Source organism: Nitratidesulfovibrio termitidis HI1 (assembly GCF_000504305.1).
GTDB lineage: Bacteria > Desulfobacterota > Desulfovibrionia > Desulfovibrionales > Desulfovibrionaceae > Cupidesulfovibrio > Cupidesulfovibrio termitidis.
This window is the reverse complement of sequence record NZ_KI632512.1, coordinates 3,456,702-3,473,789: the sequence shown is the minus strand read 5'-3', so window position 1 is coordinate 3,473,789 and position 17,088 is coordinate 3,456,702. Positions and strand designations below refer to the sequence as shown.

Below are 17,088 nucleotides of genomic sequence, written 5' to 3'. Positions count from 1 at the left end.
CCTGCCACAGAGGCGTAGCATGCTACAGATGTTCGGCGGGACGCTCGACCGCGAACTCCTGCATCCTGCGGTACAGGGTCCAGCGGCTGGTGCCGAGAAGGCGGGCAGCCTTGGACACGTTCCAGCCGCATTTGGCAAGGGCGTTGACGATGCTCGCCCGGTCTTCCGCGGCCCTGCCCGCGAACGGGCCGGGCCGTCTGCGCTGGGCTTGTTCCCTGATTTCTGACGGGATGTGCGCAAGGCCGATGATTCTGTCCTGGCACACCACGAACGCATGCTCGATGGCGTGTTCCAGTTCGCGCACGTTGCCGGGCCAGTCGTACTCGTGCAGAACCCGTAAAACCTCCGGCGACACACCGTCGATGGCTTTCCGGTAGCTTGCGGAAAACAGCATGCAGAAGTGGTCCACCAGGGCGGGGATATCTTCCTTCCTGTGCCGCAAGGGCGGTACGTCCACATTGACCACGTTGAGCCGGTAAAACAGGTCTTCGCGAAACTGTCCTGCGGCAATGGCCTTTTTCAGATCTTTATTGGTAGAGGCTATGACCCGCACGTTGACCTTGCGCGGCCTGTGCTCACCCACCCTTTCAAATTCCCTCTCTTGCAGCACCCTGAGCAATTTGAGTTGGATTTTTGCGGAAATGTCGCCGATTTCATCAAGCAGGATGGTGCCGCCGTCCGCCGCCTCGAACCGTCCCTTGCTTTCCTTTTCCGCGCCGGTGAACGCGCCTTTGGCGTGGCCGAAAAGCTCGCTTTCCAGCAGCGTTTCCGCCAGGGCGCCGCAGTTGACCTTGATGAACGGCTTGTCCGCGCGCTGGCCCCCGTAATGCAGGGCATGGGCGATCTTTTCTTTGCCTGTGCCGGATTCGCCAGAGATGAGCACTGTCGCATTGACGTCCACCAAAGACCGGAGCAGCCGGTAAAGCTCCTGCATCTTTTCGCTTTTCCCCACTATACCCTGATAGTACTGCCTGTCCCGAAGCACCGTCTCAAGGCGCGTCAAGCGGGTGATGTCCCGGATCACAAGCACCGCCCCCACAAAGTTGCTGTTGCCGCTGACAAGGGGCGAGCAGTTCACCGTGGCGATCTTGCCCTCGGTGGCGTCCGGGCAGCAGAGTATCTGCCGGTCGTGTATCAAACATCTTTCTTCCAGCGTTTTTTGCAGCACTTCGATGCATCTGCCCGAACAGGAACCGATGCACTCGGCGAAGTGCTTTCCCTGTGCATCGGCAATTCCGCAAATGCGTCCCGCAGCCTTGTTGGATTCCAGGATGCGCAACGATGGATCAACGGTTATGATGGCGTCCTGCACGCTTGAAAAGATGGACGCAAGGATATTGCGGTGCTCTTCAAGTTTCTCTTCGTATTTCTTGTTCTCGATGGTGCGGACGATAATCTGGGCGGCAGTCGTCAGGATGTACAAATCCTCGTTTTGCCAGGCACGGTGATAACGATGCTCGTCAAAGCCCACAAAGCCGTACAGTTCCCCCTTGATGAACAAGGGCACGTTGAGCGTGGACTTTATGCCTTCCCGCAAGAGATGCTTCCTGTAGCAGGGACCGGGCATTTCACGAATATCGCGGTAGTTGATGATGTTGCCGGCTTCAAGTTGCCGCGTGGCCCAGGGGATGGAGAGGCTGAAGCCATCCTCCTTCCTTTCTCCGACCGCATCCGGCTCATCCCATCCGCACAGACAGCGGAACACGTCGTCAGGGGCGTTGTACTGAAAGACAAACACCCGGCTCACATTCAGAATCTCCCCCATCTTGTGGATGGAGTTCATGAGAAAGTCCTTGATATCGTGCACCAGTACGGCGTCCTCCGATATCTCGGCCAGCATCTTTTCATAGGCTATGCGCTTTTCCAGAACTTCAGGGGGCAGCATACTTCACCTCGCTTGACGACAATTTCCGGCAGGGCGGCAAACGATATCGGCAGGGCATCCACCGGACAACGCCGGGGGCGCGGAACCCTGCCGGATCCCCCTGCCCCCGGATCCCCCAGCCCCCGGACTCCCCCAGCCCCCGGCCCCTGGCCCCCGGCCCCCGGCCCCCGGCCCCCGGCCCCCGGCCAGAAGACGACCCGCCTCGAGAAAAAAGCAAGTTTCGTACCCGTGTCCGGGCCGGAGCCCATATGTCGGAAACAAGTTCCACGGCTCCTTCCGCCTGGTCGCTCCCCGCTCCGGGTTTCGTGGCCGGCGCCTTCCCTTCTCCACCGGTGCGCGGCGCCCCGCCCAATGGCCTCCCGTCACCTTGATCCCATCCTTCCCCCGAGTATTTGAATTGGTTTTCATCTCAACATGATATCAAAGATATGCACACCGTTGCGCACACCGCGCGCCCAAGGCGACCGCGCGCCCAAGGCGACCGCGCGCCCAAGGCGACCGCGCGCCCAAGGCGACCGCGCGCGTCCTCCATGCGCCTTTCCAAAGGTCATGACCTGTGCCGGGCGCACATGTCACGTGTAAAAAAATTAGTTTTATTCCAGTATTATAAAAAAGAAATACACATTTTCCACAGGAGCGCGGCGCACATTGCCGGACACCCGCCCGGCATGCTCCGGGCATGCTCCGGGCATGCTCCGGGTTGACGCCCGGCGGACCGGGGAGCATGAGGGCGAAAACATCGGAGGGACGCCATGCACGGCGTGCACGACATCTGGCTGTTCGTGGCCTCGGGGCTACTGCTGAACATCACCCCCGGCCCGGACATGCTGTACATCATCGCCCGGTCTACCGCATGTGGCGCATGTGGCGCATGTGGCGCATGTGGCACGAGCGGCACATGCGGACTGCGCGCCGGGGTGGCGGCGGCGCTGGGCGTCGGCGCGGGCTGCTCAGTGCATATCGCGGCTGCGGCCCTCGGCCTGTCCGCCGTGCTGGCCACATCGGCCACGGCCTTCACCGTGATGAAGCTGCTGGGCGCTGCCTACCTGCTGTACATGGGATGCACCATGCTGCTGACCCGCAAAGGTCCGGCGGTACCCGTCCCCCCCGCCGGTCCCGCATCCCGCAACGCGGCAACGCCAGGCGGGCGCGACCAGAGCGGCCCCTCCACCGGCCAGACCCCGCGGACAACCCTGCGAGGGGTGTTCGCGCAGGGGTTTCTGACCAATGCCCTGAACCCCAAGGTGGCGCTGTTCTTCCTGGCCTTTCTGCCGCAATTCGTGGATGGCGGCGGCGCGGGCGCGCCCCCGTCCCCGCTGGCCTTTCTGATGCTGGGGGGCATCTTCACCGTCAACGGCACGCTGGTGAACCTGCTGGTGGCCTGGGGCGCCGCACGGCTGGGCAGCATCTTCCAGACCGGGGCGCTGGCGGCCCGTTTTGCCCGGTGGGGCGACCGCTGCCTTGGCGCGCTGTTCCTGTATCTGGGCGTCCGGCTGGCGCTGGCCGAGCGGGGCTGATCCGCCACGCCAGCAGCACGGCGCTGCCCACCGTCAGCGGGCAACTGCCAGATCGAACCATGTCGCACGGGCCATGTCGCACGGGCCATGTCGCACGAACCATGTCGCACGGACCACGCCACACAAACAACGCCGCACGACACACAGCACACCCAACGCACGACGGCCCGCGTACCCGGTGGTTCCGGGTACGCGGGCCGTCGTGCCGTCAGGCGGCACTTGCCATATTGTTCGTAATCAGCGGAGCCCCGCCTCCTCTTACCCCGGCAGCCCCAGCCACAGCAGCACGGCCAGCACCGCCGCCGCGCAGGCCCCGGCCACCACGTCGTCGATCATGATGCCCGGGCCGCCATCCAACCACGATTCCGAGGCCCCCACCGGACCGGGCTTCAGTATGTCGAACACCCGGAACAGCACGAAGGCGGTCAGCACACCCAGCGGCGACAACGTGGCAAAGGGCAGCATGGTCACCCACTGCCCGGCCACCTCGTCGATGACCACGCTGCCGGGGTCGCACCGCCCCAGCACGCGCGCCGCGCGGCCCGCCGCCCAGGCCCCGCCGCAAAACACCGCCAGCAGCACCACCACGCGCCAGCCCAGCGGCAAGGGCAGGAACAGCCAGGGCGCCAGCAGTGCGGCCACGGCAGACCCCACCGTGCCGGGGGCCACGGGGCTGCGCCCGGCGTACCACACCCGGGCCACTTCCAGCGCCAGCTTGTCCAGACCTTGTGCTTCACGCGGCGAGGTGCAGCCTTCAGAACCGTTGTCGTGCGTCATGTGCATGGGTGTGCTCCGTACTTCTCGTCCCGCGTTGCGGACACGACGCGTGCGTGTCGCCACTGCAACGCGTATCGCAACCTACTCGCCTGCCGGCTCGATGCACCCGTGATGCAGCAACAGCCGGACAAGTTCCGCCACCGGCAACCCCACCACGTTGCTCCACGAGCCTGCGATGGATTCCACCAGAAACGCCCCCACTCCCTGGATGCCGTAGGCCCCGGCCTTGTCGTCGGGTTCTCCCGTGGCGGCGTAGGCGGCCAGTGCGGTTGTGGGTACATCCCACATGGTCACGCGGGTGACGGCGTGAAATATCTCACTGCTGCCGTCCGGCAGGGCCACGCAGCAGGCGCTTACCACATCGTGGGTGTGCCCCGCCAGCCGGGAGAGCATGCGCACGGCATCCATGCGGTCGCGCGGCTTGCCCATGATCTCGCCGTGCAAGGCCACCACCGTGTCCGCCGCAATGACCACACAGCCGGGGCGCGTTGCAGCCACGGAGGCTGCCTTGGCCGCCGCAGCGCGACGGGCGTATGCAGACGGGGCTTCCGAGGGCCGTGGCTCCGGCTCAGCCGCGCCGTTGCCGTACACCTCGAACGGCAACCCGAGGGAATGCAGGAACTCGCGGCGGCGGGGCGAACCCGAGGCCAGCACCACGGGCAGCAACGCCCGGAAGGGGCCTGCGGGCGTGGCAACGCCGGGGATATCCGCCGGGTAAGGCTGGGTCTGCGGGGTGTGATCGGTCATGCGGTTGCGGCTCCGGAAAGAAGGTAACGGTCGCGCCCTGTGCGGGAAAGGCCCGACGTCAGGCCGGGCAGCCGGTTTCCCGGTACAGCCGGGCCCCGGAGACCGGGCATCTGCCAGGACGCCAGCCGTGCCTGCGGGTCAGCCAGAGCAACCTGGCCAGCCTCCCTTTCCCATACGAGCTGCGTGCGGGCAGCGGGCGGCACGCCTTGCGTGTCATGCCCCATGGCAGCGCCGGGCGCAAGTATGCCCCACGTACAGCCGCACCGCATGCATGTACCCACAGCACCATGCGACAGTGCATTCATACCCCGGCGTACATATGCAGTACACCCCACGCATGATGGGGGCATTCCCTACCTTCCCTAAAAGAATGCAGTCACACCGCAAAATCACCTAATGTTTCCGCGCCAGCCGCCGATAGGAGGGGTGAGTGCATGGGCGGGTCTTCCCTCTTCGCATTGGCCGGAAAATTTTTTCGGAAAAAAATGCGTCCGCCCCCTAAAGTTTCCCCTTTGGATAGCCGATAGGCGATATGAGGGGAGACTACCGTGACCACGAACTCGTTTTACCTTCGCAACATGCTGCTGCATTACGACAAGCAGCTTGTGACCGCGCGCAGGCTGGCCCGCTACCGGCAGGCCATGCGTCTCGCGTCGGGCGAGGAGGAAAGCGCCATTCCTCCTGAGGTAAAGCGAAGATTCATGGTGGAACGTGTGGCTCGTGAGATCATGGAGAATCTTCTGCTTGCGGGAAGCGACAACCCCGTCGTACGAGAGATTCGGCAGAAGCTGGAACAGGAATTGGGAGAAACGCTCACCTTCACGTATCCTCCGACGCAGCTGGACATCCAGGTGTTCCGCGCCGGGCCGGAAGGCCCCGTCGAGGTAGCGCCAGCGGAGAAGGCGAGAATCCTTGACCGGCTATGGCACATTGCTCTCGAAACAGTGGACGATACCATGCTTTAGGCCATCCACGTTCCGATAAACGGTATGCTCCCCCGGGGAGGTTACCATGGAAATCAAGAACTATCTCAAGAACCTGGATCCGTACAGGACCAAGCTGGAACAGTCCGAGCTCCAGACCAAGCGCACCGCCGCCCGCAAGGAAAGCGACACCGCGTCCTCTTCGCAGGGCGACCGGGTAAGCCTTTCCGACGAGGCGAAGCTGCGCACGGAAGCGTATTCCGCAGCCCTTGCCGCGCCCGACGTGCGGCAGGAAAAGGTGGACGCGCTGAAGAGCAAGGTGGAATCCGGCGAGTATCAGGTGGACTCGCGCGCCGTGGCCGAAAAGCTGCTCAAGGAAGAACAGGACCTGTTCGGCTAGCGGCTTCGGGCGCCCCGCCCACCCGTTTCCGGCCCGCGTTTCGCGGGCACAGTCGGCGCTGGCCGATTGCCGGGCGGGAAAGCATGCGCACCGTCCAGGTCACCCGTTGGGCTTTTCTGGTCGCGCGGTGTTGCGCGGCCTGTACATGTCACGTCAAGGCGGAGCCATTTTTTCGATGGTTCCGCCTTGTCGCGTTTCTCCTTCTGTCCGCTGCTCACTTCCCACTGCCCCTGCCCGAACAACGGCGGGGCCGCGCGTCCGGCGCGGCACGCGATGCACACAGAAAAGGCCGCCCGGTGATGCAACCGCGCGGCCCCTTTCGGTATCAACTCACGTCGCAACGGTGCGCCACGACGGCTACCCGCCTTCCCGCAGCAAGCGCCGCACGGCTGCCGCATCGGGCAGGTCCAGCGCCCGCTCCGCAAGCCTGACGCAGGCCGTCATGTCGCAGCCGCGCACCACGTCCTTGGCGCGCGGAATGGCCGGGCCGTTCATGCTCAGTTCGTCCAGCCCCAGCCCCACCAGCAGCGGGATGGCCTCTGCGTTGCCCGCCAGTTCGCCGCACATGGCCACGGGTATGCCCGCCGCATTGCCCGCCGCCACGGTGTCGCGCACCATGCGCAGCACGGCGGGGTGCAGCGCGTCCGACAGGTCGGCCACGGCGGCGTTGCCCCGGTCGGCGGCCATGACATACTGGGCCAGATCGTTGGTGCCGATGCTGAAGAAGGCCGATTCGCGCGCCAACTGGTCCGCCAGGGCCACGGCGGCGGGCACCTCGACCATGATGCCCACCTCTACCGGGCCGTGCGGCAGCCCTTCCGCCGCCAGCGCGGCGCGGGCTTCTTCCAGCAGGGCCTTTGCGGCGGCCAGTTCGCCTGGGTGCGCCACCATGGGGAACATGATCCGCAGGGGATGTTCGGCAGCGGCGCGCAGCAGGGCGCGCAACTGGGTCAGGAACAGTTCGCGCCGGGCGAGGCAGAAGCGGATGCCCCGCAGCCCCAGGAAGGGGTTGTCCTCTCCCGCCGCGAAGTCGCCCAGATAGGGCACCGGCTTGTCGCCGCCGATGTCCAGGGTGCGGACCACCACCGACAGGCCGGGCATGGCGGCGGCAGCGGCCACGTAGGCGGCGCGCTGCTCCTCCTCGTCCGGGGCGGCGGCCCGGTCCAGAAACAGGAACTCGGTGCGGAACAGGCCCACGCCCTCCGCGCCGTTCTGCAAGGCGGGCGCGGCGTCCACGGGGGTGCCGATGTTGGCGTGCACGTGCAGGTGGCGGCCATCGACGGTCACGGCGGGCCGGGCGGCCCCGGCCAGTGCGGCCTGCCGCGCGGCCAGCCACGCGGCCCGGCGGGATTCGATGGTGGACAGCACATCGGGCGCTGGGGCAATCCACACCTCTCCGGTGGCGCCGTCCAGCGCCACGGTGACGCCATCGGCCACGCTGGCGGCCAACGCCCCCGCGCCCGCCACCGCCGGAATGCCCATGGACCGGGCCAGGATGGCCGCGTGCGAGGTGGCCCCGCCCTGCGCGGTGACGATGCCCAGCACCAGCGCGGGGTCCAGGTGGGCCATGTCCGAAGGGCCAAGGTCCGTGGCCAGCAGCACCGAGGGCCGGTCCAGACGCGGTCCGGACGGCGGCGCGCCGGTCAGCAGGCGCAGCACGCGCGCCCCCACGTCCACAAGGTCTGCCGCGCGTTCGCGCATGTAGCCTTCCGGCAGTTGCCGGAAACTTTCCGCCGCCTGGTCGATCACCGCATACCATGCGGCCTCGGCGGGTTCGCGGCGCTCCGCGATGCGCTGACGCGCATCCCCCGCGATGGTGGCATCGTCCAGCAACAGGCGGTGCATGACAAAGATTTCCGCCTCCTGCTTGCCCGCCATGGCGGCGGTGCGCCGTTCCAGCGCGGCCAGTTCGCGGCGGGCCGCATCCAGCGCGGCGTCCAGCCGTGCGGCCTCGCTGTCAGGATCACCCGCCACCAGGTCCGGCGGCGGCGCGTCGAACGCCGGGCGGTGCCAGACAGCCGGTCCCACGGCAATGCCCGGCGAGGCGGGGATGCCGCCTCTGGCGGCGGGCGCACCCGCAGCAGCGGGCTTGCCCTGCCCGTCCAGTCCAGCCGCAACGGACTTGCCGGACGGCGTGGTTGCATCGGGCAAATCGCCGAAGTTCTGCGCCGCAAGGTCGGCCAGCGCCTTCAGGGCCTGCTCCGCATCCGCCCCGGTGGCCCGGAAGGTTACGGTTTCGCCCCCACGCACGGCCAGCGTGGCGATACGGTTTACCGAACGGGCAGAAACAACACGTTCGCCACGCGCCAGTTGCACGTCGGCCACGAACGGGCCAAGCGCGGTGACGATGCGCGCGGCGGGCCGGGCATGCAGGCCAAGGCGGTTGGGCACCATCAGGGTCAGTTCATGGCTGGCTGCCGGGGATGCGCCCGCCGCCGGGGGCGGTGACTCGACCACCCCGCCGCCTTCCTGCGTCAGGGGCATGCCCAGCAGTTCGGCCTTTGCCGCCAGGGCGGACTGCGCTTCGCGCAGCACGGTTTCAAGGTCCGCCCCGATGGATGCCTGCACGGCGGCGGCCATGACGCCCTCCACCAGCGGGGCCGGGCACAGCCGCACCTGCGCCGCAACTTCGGGCGGCAGCAGGTCCAGCGCCGTTTCCGCGCTCATCAGGGCGCTGCCAAGGTCCATCAGCACCAGCACGCCGTCGCCCTGCTGCACTGCTTCTATGGCGGCCATGACCCGCATGGGGTCGGTGCCGATGGGGTGGTCCGGGTCGTCGATGCCGCCCGCCACGGCCAGCGGCACACGGCCCTGCGTCATCTGCTCCGCCAGTTCCTTCACGCCCTGCCCCAGCACGGCGCTGTGCGTGACCACGACAATGCCGACCATGGGCTACCCCCGCACCACGTCGCGCAGGGCGGTCAGCAACAGCACCGTGGAGGTGGCCCCGGGGTCCTGATGGCCGATGCTGCGCTCGCCAAGGTAGCTGGCGCGGCCCTTGCGGGCCTGCAACGGAATGGTGGCGCGCATGCCGTCTTCCGCCGCAGCCACGGCGGCATCCAGCCCGGCCAGCAGGTCTGCCCCGCCCGCCACGGCGTCACGGTAGGCGTCGATGGCGGGCTTCCAGGCGTCGAACATGGTCTTGTCGTGCAGCACGGGCCGCCCGCGCGAGACCACACCCTCCACCCCGGCATCCAGCAGGGCCTGCACGTCGGGGGCGTCCAGGGCGTCCTTGCCCGCCACGGCAAGCCCGGCCTTCATGAAAAAGGTGCCGTACAGGGGGCCGCTGGCCCCGCCCACGGTGGACAGCAACACCATGCCGGTATCCTTCAGAATGGCGCCGATGTCCTTGTCCGCGAAGGTGGGCAGTTTTTCCTGCACCTTGCTGAAGCCCCGGTCCATGTTGATGCCGTGGTCGGCATCGCCGATGGCGGCGTCGAGATCGGTGAGATACGTGCGGTTGTCGCGCATGATGTCGCCCAGCCTGGCGAGCCATGTGAGGATGTGATCGCGGGTGATCTGCATGGGGCATCCTTGTGGAAATATGGTGGACAAAGGCTGTGGCGGACCGGTGAAAACGGCCTCACCTCCGTTTGCGTCTACGGATTCCGGTCCGGCGGGCGACGTGCATGTCATCCGCCGGACCGGGATTCATGGTCGGTAAGGAAACTGTTCTGGTGCGGGCTACGCGAGTTCTGCGATTGACTGGTGCAGGCCGCGCTTCAGTGTGCGCTGCGCTATCGCAATCTGCGCGGGTTGTGCGGATTTTTGTCCGCTGCCAAGGAAGCAAGCATTTTTTATGAAGGGAGCGTACTCTTATTGTACGTGACCGGAATAAAAAATCTTGCTGACGCAGGCAGCGGGCAAAAAGACCACAACCCGCCTAGCCCATGCGCAGGCCGGGGGTGACGGATTTAGCATCCCAGAACTTCAGGATCTCGTCATCCACCTTCAGCAGGGTGATGGAAAAGCCCTGCATTTCCAGAGAGGTGATGTACGGGCCGATCAGGTTGCGCACGATGGAGATGCCGCGCGCCGCGCAGATTTCGTCCAGCTTGCGGTACACGGCGTACAGTTCGCTGACCGGAGTGCCGCCCATGCTGTTGACGAAGGCGATGACCTTGTCGCCCTTGGCAAAGGAGGCATCGGTCAGGGTCTTGTCCACCCACTGGCCGCTGGCGCGGTCCAGTTCGCGCACGGTGCGGGTGTAGGCCGGGTCGTCGATGATGGTGGTGGCCATGATCTGCACCAGTTCGTCCACGGGCTTCATGGGGGCGCGCTGGGTGCCCGGTTCACCGTGGATGCCGATGCCGATTTCTATCTCGTTCTCGGCCAGTTCGAAGGTGGGCTTGCCTGCGGCGGGCACGGTGCAGGGGGTCAGCGCCATGCCCATGGAGCGGCCATACTGGTTCACCTTGCGGCACAGGTCGGCGCACTTGTCGAGGTCGTACCCGGCTTCCGCCGCCGCGCCCACGATCTTTTCGGCCAGCACGGTGGTGCCCACGCCGCGCCGGCCAGCCGTGTACAGGCTGTCCTTCACGGCCACGTCGTCGTCGATAAGGATGTTCTGCACCTTCACGCCGTCGGCGTGGCACAGTTCTGCGGCGGTTTCGAAGTTCATCACGTCGCCGGTGTAGTTCTTGACGATGAACAGCACGCCTGCGCCGCGATCAACGGCCTTTGCGCACTCGTACATCTGGTCGGGCGTGGGCGAGGTAAACACCTCGCCGGGGCAGGCGCCGTCCAGCATGCCGTGGCCGACGAAACCGCCGTGCATGGGTTCGTGCCCGCTGCCGCCGCCAGAAACGATGGCCACCTTGCCTTGCGGTATTTCCTTGCGGCAGACGAAATGCGGGTCGATGTTCACCCGCAGTTCCGGATGCGCCGCCGCCATGCCCTGCAACTGTTCGCGAACCACGTTTTCCACTGCATTGATCAATTTCTTCATGGTCATGCCTCGTGGGTTTTGCTCGTTAGGGACAGTCACGCCTGACCCTACGCGATTTCCGAAGCGGTGGGAACGGGGCAGAGGGAAGAAGGTAGCGGATGAGGTAGCGTCAGGGCGTTGACAAAGATCAACCCCGTGTACCCAGTGTTATTTGCTGTTTTACAAAACTTGATCTTTTAAATGAAAAACTATATTTTTTTGATAAACAGCCATATCCCAAAAATTAGAAGGGCAAAATGGACAAAACAAAACTAGTCGCAACGGTGGCTCATTTATTTGAAATCAGTGGACATAAAGTAACAACTAGCATCGCCATAAATCACCGCGAGATTGATGTGATAGCACAAGAACTTCAGGGACTTGTGCGTAAAATCATTGTCATAGAATGCGCTGACTACGCAAAACCCGTTGGAGTTGAAAAACTACAACGTGATATTGATAAATTAAAATCTGCAAAAGAAACGTTTAAAGACAAAGCTGTACTTATGCATGTTTCAACGAATGGCTACACACCAGAAGCAAATGGATACGCAGAAAGCAGAGGAATTGACATATACAGCCTACAAAACCTATTAAGTAGGCTTGTAAATTTCGACCAATATGTATTGCACATAGAATCTGATCAACAGCGCGAAATAATAGAAAAAGAATATCAACCCAACACCATCCATTACGAAGGGTCACACAAGGATAGCAAACCATCTATTTCATTTTTAAAACGATGGCTTGAGGGCGATAGTCGATGGTTAACAGTACTTGGGGATTACGGCGTTGGCAAATCATGGACACTAAAGAAGCTCCTCTACGAACTTATCTCTGACTACAAATCAAATCCAAACACTTCACCGCTCCCACTCTTCATCCCATTGCAGAGCTTCACAAAAGCTTTTGATTTTAAAAATCTTATTCTCAAAACATTTGACACTTACCGCCTATCAGGCGTTCACTATGATGCATTTGCATATTTAATGAATTCAGGAAAGGTTGTTTTTTTGCTTGATTCGTTTGACGAAATGGCACAGCACTTAAAGCAAGAGACGATACGGGAAAACCTAAAGGAATTACTATCCGGGATATCAGAAAACTGCAAAGCGATAATGACAAGCAGGCCGAATTACTTTGAAAGCAAATCTGAACGAATATTAGTCCCAGAATCAGACGGAAGAAATTCACGGCACCCGTTCGACAAGATTGAAGCAACACAGCAAAGTGCACTATCAAAATCACTCAAGGCGCAAATTGAAACTACACAATTTGCACGGATCTCCGATTTAACATATGAGCAAAGGAAAAAACTATTCCAGATCGTCCTCGGAGCGAACTCTGATGCCTATAAGAAACTTATAGGTCTATTCCATAAGTTTTCAACACTCGACAACATCGCGCAACGCGCTGTAATCGCAAGACTTCTCACGAGTGTTGCAGAAACCATTGTGAGCACTGAAAAAGACACAAATCTCACACCTGAAGCACTTATCCCCCAAAATGCATCCGATTTAACACAAGCAACAATATATCAGATTGTAATTAACAACCTCTTGCTCAGAGACCAAGGAATAGGAAGTCTCAGCCATTCTGACCGCCTTACTTTTTTAAGAAACCTCGCCTTAATCCTGCAGCAGAGAGGCGGCGATGCTTTTGCACCCCCAGCAACAATTCGCAAGCTTGTTGAACGGCTCTTTGAACACGACCTCAGACGAACAGACACTCCACAACAGCTCCTTGAAAGCTACTATAGAATATGCAGAAGACATTCAGGCCTGACCACAGAGGGACAATTCCGAGACACGACTGGACAAATTGACATCCCTGTTGACGAATTAGATACAGAATCAAAAGTAGGTTTTTCACACTCAAGCCTCAGAGAATACCTTGTCGCGGATGCTATTTGCGACTCTATTGAAAACGAGACACATTATGACAACTTTCAAGACATAGTCATAACGGACTTAATTGGAGATTTCATTGCCGACAAAGTCAAAGAGGACAGCTACGCAAAAGAAAAAATGATCACTGCATATACCACATCAAAATTACCATCATATCGCAACATGCTTTTCAAGATACTATACCGCATAGCAACAAAGGAAACACCGAATTGGCATCAGCTTCTCGGGAAATCACCAGCACTTGAAGACATCGACATTAGTGGATACAATTTCAATGGTCACGATTTGTCCCACGCTTCTATAAAGAATAGCATCATACTAGATACTGATTTCCGGAATGCAGACATTAGAAATGTATCTTTTCATGGATCAATCATTGACGGCGCGATGTTTGATAACTCGCTAATGACAGGAACGGATTTCTCTGGATCTGACATTGAAAGCATATACGCATACGACAAATTCATAACAAATACATCCTCTATCTTAACAGGAAAAGACGCTCGTCAATGGCTATACTCCAGCGGAGCTATTATAGACAAGACAGATGACCTTAATCCGCTTGCTGGACAACCTTGGTATGAAGCAGCGCGTGAGGTAACACGAACATTGCAGTCTAGAATTTCAGGAACGCATCAAGACATATCTCTCATAAAAGGGACAGATATCATATATAGACCCTTTGCAAAAGAATTCGTCAAATTTCTCCAAACAAAAGGCATTATCACCATTGTTGCCAAATCAAAAACAGGACCAGGGAATGTTATAAAAGTAACCAAAAAATACTGGCCTGCAATTCAAGCGTTCTGTAACAATGGAGCAATCCATACTGATTTCAAAAGCTTCTTTGAAAAATATCTCGACAAAGATGCTCTTCAACGCCTTCCCTAGCTAGACAGCAAACTAAACCGCCTCCGGGAATTCCTTCCCGGAGGCGGTTTCGCATTTTCTCAATCCCGTCTTCGCCTAGTACCGGTAATGCCCCGGCTTGTACGGCCCGTCCACGGGCACGCCGATGTAGTCGGCCTGTTCCTTGGTCAGGGTGGTCAGGATAACGCCCAGGCGGGCCAGGTGCAGGCGGGCCACCTGTTCATCCAGCTTCTTGGGCAGGATGTACACCTTGCGTTCCAGGTCGGGGTTGGTGGCCAGTTCGATCTGGGCCAGGGTCTGGTTGGTGAAGCTGTTGGACATGACGAAGCTGGGGTGGCCGGTGGCGCAGCCCAGGTTCACCAAGCGCCCTTCGGCCAGCACGATGATGGAACGGCCCGACGTCAGGGTCCACTTGTCCACCTGCGGCTTGATGTTCAGGCAGGTGCAGCCGGGGGTGGTTTCCAGGTAGTGCATGTCGATTTCGTTATCGAAGTGGCCGATGTTGCAGACGATGGCCTCGTCCTTCATGGCCTCCATGTGCGCGCCGGTGATGACCTTGTAGTTGCCGGTGGCGGTGACGAAAATGTCGCCTTCTTCCACGGCTTTTTCCATGGTGGTCACTTCGTAGCCTTCCATGGCGGCCTGCAGGGCGCAGATGGGGTCGATTTCTGTCACCAGCACGCGCGCGCCAAAGCCGCGCATGGACTGGGCGCAGCCCTTGCCCACATCACCGTAGCCCGCAACAACCACCACCTTGCCCGCCACCATCACGTCGGTGGCGCGCTTGATGCCGTCGGCCAGCGATTCGCGGCAGCCGTACAGGTTGTCGAACTTCGACTTGGTCACGGAATCATTCACATTGATGGCCGGGAACAGCAGCTTGCCTTCCTGCTCCAGCTGGTACAGGCGGTGCACGCCCGTGGTGGTTTCTTCCGAAACGCCGCGCACGCGGGCGGCCACGCGCTGCCAGCGGCCCGGATCGTTCTGGTAGGCCAGGGCAAGGCGATCCATGATGATCTGGAATTCCTTGTTGTCGTAGGCCTGCTTGAGCAATTCGGGGTTACCTTCCACCTCGACGCCCTTGTGGATCATCAGGGTGGCGTCGCCGCCGTCGTCAACCAGCAGGTCGGGGCCGCTGCCGTCGGGCCAGGTCAGCGCCATTTCGGTGCACCACCAGTAGTCTTCCAGCGTTTCGCCCTTCCAGGCGAACACCTTGGCCATGCCGGAATCGGCAATGGCCGCTGCCGCGTGATCCTGGGTAGAGAAGATGTTGCACGAGGCCCAGCGGATGTCCGCGCCCAACTCGTACAGCGTCTTGATGAGCATGGCCGTCTGGATGGTCATGTGCAGGGAACCGGTGACGCGCAGGCCCTTCAGCGGCTTGCTGACACCGTACATGCGAATGAGTTCCATCAGCCCCGGCACTTCGCGCTCGGAAAGCTGCATTTCCTTGTGGCCGAAGTCGGCCAGGGCCATGTCGGCCACCTTGTTGGCAAGGGAAAGGTCCAGGGCTTGCGCCCGCTTGGCATCGGTCATCTGTGCCTCCGTAGGGAAGGATTTGGTTGCTGTTGCGGTGTGCCGGCGCAGCATGCGGAATGCGGCCCGGCGTGCATCGGGTGTGCGGCGTAGCGCGCACGCCCCGGAAATCTGCCCGCCCACTGTACCTGTGGACGGCATGCTGCGGGAGTATAGTTGTCGATGGGCGACGTATTTCTGCTGGCCGGCTCCGACCGGAACTGGCCGGAACTGGCCGATTCCATCAAGCCGGGGCCAGCCGCGCCGACTACGACTTCTCCGCCACGATCAGGTGCAGCGACAGGCCCTTGCTCACCTCGCGCAGGTCGGCCCGGCGCACGACAAAGCCCGCCTCGGAAAGGCGGGCCGTCAGCGCGGCCCGGTCGAAGCCGAGCCAGCGGTCACCATAGTCGGTGCGCATGCGTTCGTTGTCGTGGTGGTCGAAATCGCTGAGGAACAGCAGCCCGCCGGTGCGCAGGGTGCGGCCAATCTCGCGCAGGGCCGCCACCGGTTCCGACAGATGGTGCAGCACCATGTTGATGGAGGCAAAGTCCGCCTCGCCGTCGCGCAGGGGCAGGTGATCCAGTTCGCCGATGCGCAGGGATACGCGCGCCCCGGCGTCGGACAGGCGGCGGCGGGCCATTTCCAGCATGCGCGGAGAACCGTCCACGCCAATGACCTCTTGCGCGCGGGGCAGCATGCGCTCCAGCACGGTGCCCGTGCCACAGCCCAGGTCCACGGCCACGCGGCAGCCGGGCACGCCATCCGCGCTGGCGGCAGGCATGGCTTCCGCCACCGCGCCCGCCAGATCGAACCCGCCCAGCACCTCGCGGTTCAGTTCGTCCCAGTCCTCTGCAATGGCGTTGAAGAACTGGCGGGTCTTCAGCGCCCGTTCCTCGATGATCTTCTCGGCCATGGCCATGTCGCCCTGCAGGGTCATGTCCTCGGCTATGAAGGGGGCCACCGCGTCCAGAAAGTCGCGGCCCTCACCTTCCGCCGGGGCGGCGTAGAACACCCACAACCCGTCGCGACGCGAGACCAGCAGCCCCGCCCCAGTCAGTATCTTGAGGTGTCGCGACACCCGCGACTGGCCCATTTCGAGGATGGAAACCAGTTCGTTCACGTTCAGCTCGTGCTTGTTCAGCACGTGCATGAGCCGCATTCGGGTGTCGTCGGATAGGGCCTTGAAGTAGTCGAGTGCTGCCGACATGGGATTCCCGCGCAGTATTTCTTGAAGTATGACACATGGTTCTCCACGCGCCGGGCACCGTTTCCGGATGCCTTGATATCCATACATCAAGAAAACTTGATTTGCAAGTATCCGCTCCGGCGCATACAGCGCGCGACCGCCCCATGCATCGGCACGGACGCATGGGGCGGCGCAGACGGGCACAGCCCGCACCGTGAAGGCGGCAGGTGAAGGAATAGGCGTTGGAAACGGCCCCTGGATGGTGTCGTCACGAGCAGGATTTCTGTTCTCTGCCAGGGAAGGACAGCTTTCATGAAGGGAGTATGCCTCTCCCGTTAGGCGAGTTTACGAGCCTTACGGAAGAGGACCGCAGCGCGCTTTTATGGTATCCGACCGGAATGCAACGCTGTTCTGACGCAGGCAGAGGG

Annotated in this window: 12 protein-coding genes; 4 read left to right on the top strand and 8 right to left on the bottom strand. The window is 61.6% G+C overall.

What is annotated here, in order from left to right:
- Positions 1-22: 22 nt before the first annotated feature.
- Positions 23-1,885 carry a sigma-54-dependent Fis family transcriptional regulator gene (locus DESTE_RS13850; protein ID WP_035068214.1) on the bottom strand — a complete coding sequence of 621 codons (1,863 nt, stop codon included), beginning with the start codon at positions 1,883-1,885 and terminating at the stop codon, positions 23-25.
- A 752-nt stretch (positions 1,886-2,637) separates the two neighbouring features.
- Between DESTE_RS13850 and DESTE_RS13845 the strand changes: the two genes are divergently transcribed.
- A complete protein-coding gene (locus DESTE_RS13845; protein ID WP_035068213.1) occupies positions 2,638-3,402 on the top strand; it encodes a LysE family translocator in 765 nt (254 codons plus the stop codon).
- Between the two features lie 258 nt (positions 3,403-3,660).
- On the opposite strand, the gene DESTE_RS13840 is transcribed toward DESTE_RS13845, so the two are convergent.
- Both DESTE_RS13840 and DESTE_RS13835 read right to left on the bottom strand, forming a co-directional pair.
- A complete protein-coding gene (locus DESTE_RS13840) occupies positions 3,661-4,179 on the bottom strand; it encodes a phosphatidylglycerophosphatase A family protein (RefSeq protein ID WP_051384658.1) in 519 nt (172 codons plus the stop codon).
- A gap of 81 nt (positions 4,180-4,260) precedes the next feature.
- A complete protein-coding gene (locus DESTE_RS13835) occupies positions 4,261-4,926 on the bottom strand; it encodes a Maf family nucleotide pyrophosphatase (protein WP_051384475.1) in 666 nt (221 codons plus the stop codon).
- Between the two features lie 548 nt (positions 4,927-5,474).
- On the opposite strand from DESTE_RS13835, the gene DESTE_RS13830 reads away from it, so the two are divergent.
- On the top strand, positions 5,475-5,891 hold the full coding sequence (locus DESTE_RS13830) for a DVU0524 family FlgM-associated protein (protein ID WP_015946213.1): 417 nt from the start codon (positions 5,475-5,477) through the stop codon (positions 5,889-5,891).
- 46 nt (positions 5,892-5,937) lie between these two features.
- Entirely contained in the window at positions 5,938-6,249 is a 312-nt protein-coding gene (flgM, locus tag DESTE_RS13825) for a flagellar biosynthesis anti-sigma factor FlgM (RefSeq protein ID WP_035068212.1), read from the top strand.
- 357 nt (positions 6,250-6,606) lie between these two features.
- Here flgM and ptsP read toward each other — a convergent pair whose 3' ends face one another.
- The 3 genes from ptsP to dhaK all read right to left on the bottom strand — a co-directional run bounded on the left by ptsP (position 6,607) and on the right by dhaK (position 11,197).
- On the bottom strand, positions 6,607-9,138 hold the full coding sequence (gene ptsP / locus DESTE_RS13820) for a phosphoenolpyruvate--protein phosphotransferase (protein WP_035068211.1): 2,532 nt from the start codon (positions 9,136-9,138) through the stop codon (positions 6,607-6,609).
- Positions 9,139-9,141: 3 nt separating this feature from the next.
- Positions 9,142-9,774, bottom strand: coding sequence for a dihydroxyacetone kinase subunit DhaL (gene dhaL / locus DESTE_RS13815; protein WP_035068210.1), 633 nt, complete (start codon positions 9,772-9,774; stop codon positions 9,142-9,144).
- A 358-nt stretch (positions 9,775-10,132) separates the two neighbouring features.
- The gene (gene dhaK, locus DESTE_RS13810) at positions 10,133-11,197 is read right to left on the bottom strand and encodes a dihydroxyacetone kinase subunit DhaK (RefSeq protein ID WP_035070451.1); all 1,065 of its coding nucleotides are present in this window, start codon (positions 11,195-11,197) and stop codon (positions 10,133-10,135) included.
- Positions 11,198-11,433: 236 nt separating this feature from the next.
- On the opposite strand from dhaK, the gene DESTE_RS17705 reads away from it, so the two are divergent.
- Positions 11,434-13,977, top strand: coding sequence for an NACHT domain-containing protein (locus tag DESTE_RS17705; RefSeq protein ID WP_156925368.1), 2,544 nt, complete (start codon positions 11,434-11,436; stop codon positions 13,975-13,977).
- 75 nt (positions 13,978-14,052) lie between these two features.
- Here DESTE_RS17705 and ahcY read toward each other — a convergent pair whose 3' ends face one another.
- Positions 14,053-15,492, bottom strand: coding sequence for an adenosylhomocysteinase (gene ahcY / locus DESTE_RS13800; protein ID WP_035068208.1), 1,440 nt, complete (start codon positions 15,490-15,492; stop codon positions 14,053-14,055).
- A gap of 247 nt (positions 15,493-15,739) precedes the next feature.
- A complete protein-coding gene (locus DESTE_RS13795) occupies positions 15,740-16,681 on the bottom strand; it encodes an ArsR/SmtB family transcription factor (RefSeq protein ID WP_035068207.1) in 942 nt (313 codons plus the stop codon).
- Positions 16,682-17,088: the final 407 nt, after the last annotated feature.

What these genes read in the sequence shown, in the direction of transcription:
- DESTE_RS13850 (WP_035068214.1), bottom strand. Translation starts at nt 1,885, where the DNA reads ATGCTGCCCCCTGAAGTTCTGGAAAAGCGCATAGCCTATGAAAAGATG.
- flgM (WP_035068212.1), top strand. Translation starts at nt 5,938, where the DNA reads ATGGAAATCAAGAACTATCTCAAGAACCTGGATCCGTACAGGACCAAG.
- ahcY (WP_035068208.1), bottom strand. Translation starts at nt 15,492, where the DNA reads ATGACCGATGCCAAGCGGGCGCAAGCCCTGGACCTTTCCCTTGCCAAC.
- ptsP (WP_035068211.1), bottom strand. Translation starts at nt 9,138, where the DNA reads ATGGTCGGCATTGTCGTGGTCACGCACAGCGCCGTGCTGGGGCAGGGC.
- DESTE_RS13835 (WP_051384475.1), bottom strand. Translation starts at nt 4,926, where the DNA reads ATGACCGATCACACCCCGCAGACCCAGCCTTACCCGGCGGATATCCCC.
- dhaL (WP_035068210.1), bottom strand. Translation starts at nt 9,774, where the DNA reads ATGCAGATCACCCGCGATCACATCCTCACATGGCTCGCCAGGCTGGGC.
- DESTE_RS17705 (WP_156925368.1), top strand. Translation starts at nt 11,434, where the DNA reads ATGGACAAAACAAAACTAGTCGCAACGGTGGCTCATTTATTTGAAATC.
- DESTE_RS13795 (WP_035068207.1), bottom strand. Translation starts at nt 16,681, where the DNA reads ATGTCGGCAGCACTCGACTACTTCAAGGCCCTATCCGACGACACCCGA.
- dhaK (WP_035070451.1), bottom strand. Translation starts at nt 11,197, where the DNA reads ATGAAGAAATTGATCAATGCAGTGGAAAACGTGGTTCGCGAACAGTTG.
- DESTE_RS13845 (WP_035068213.1), top strand. Translation starts at nt 2,638, where the DNA reads ATGCACGGCGTGCACGACATCTGGCTGTTCGTGGCCTCGGGGCTACTG.
- DESTE_RS13840 (WP_051384658.1), bottom strand. Translation starts at nt 4,179, where the DNA reads ATGACGCACGACAACGGTTCTGAAGGCTGCACCTCGCCGCGTGAAGCA.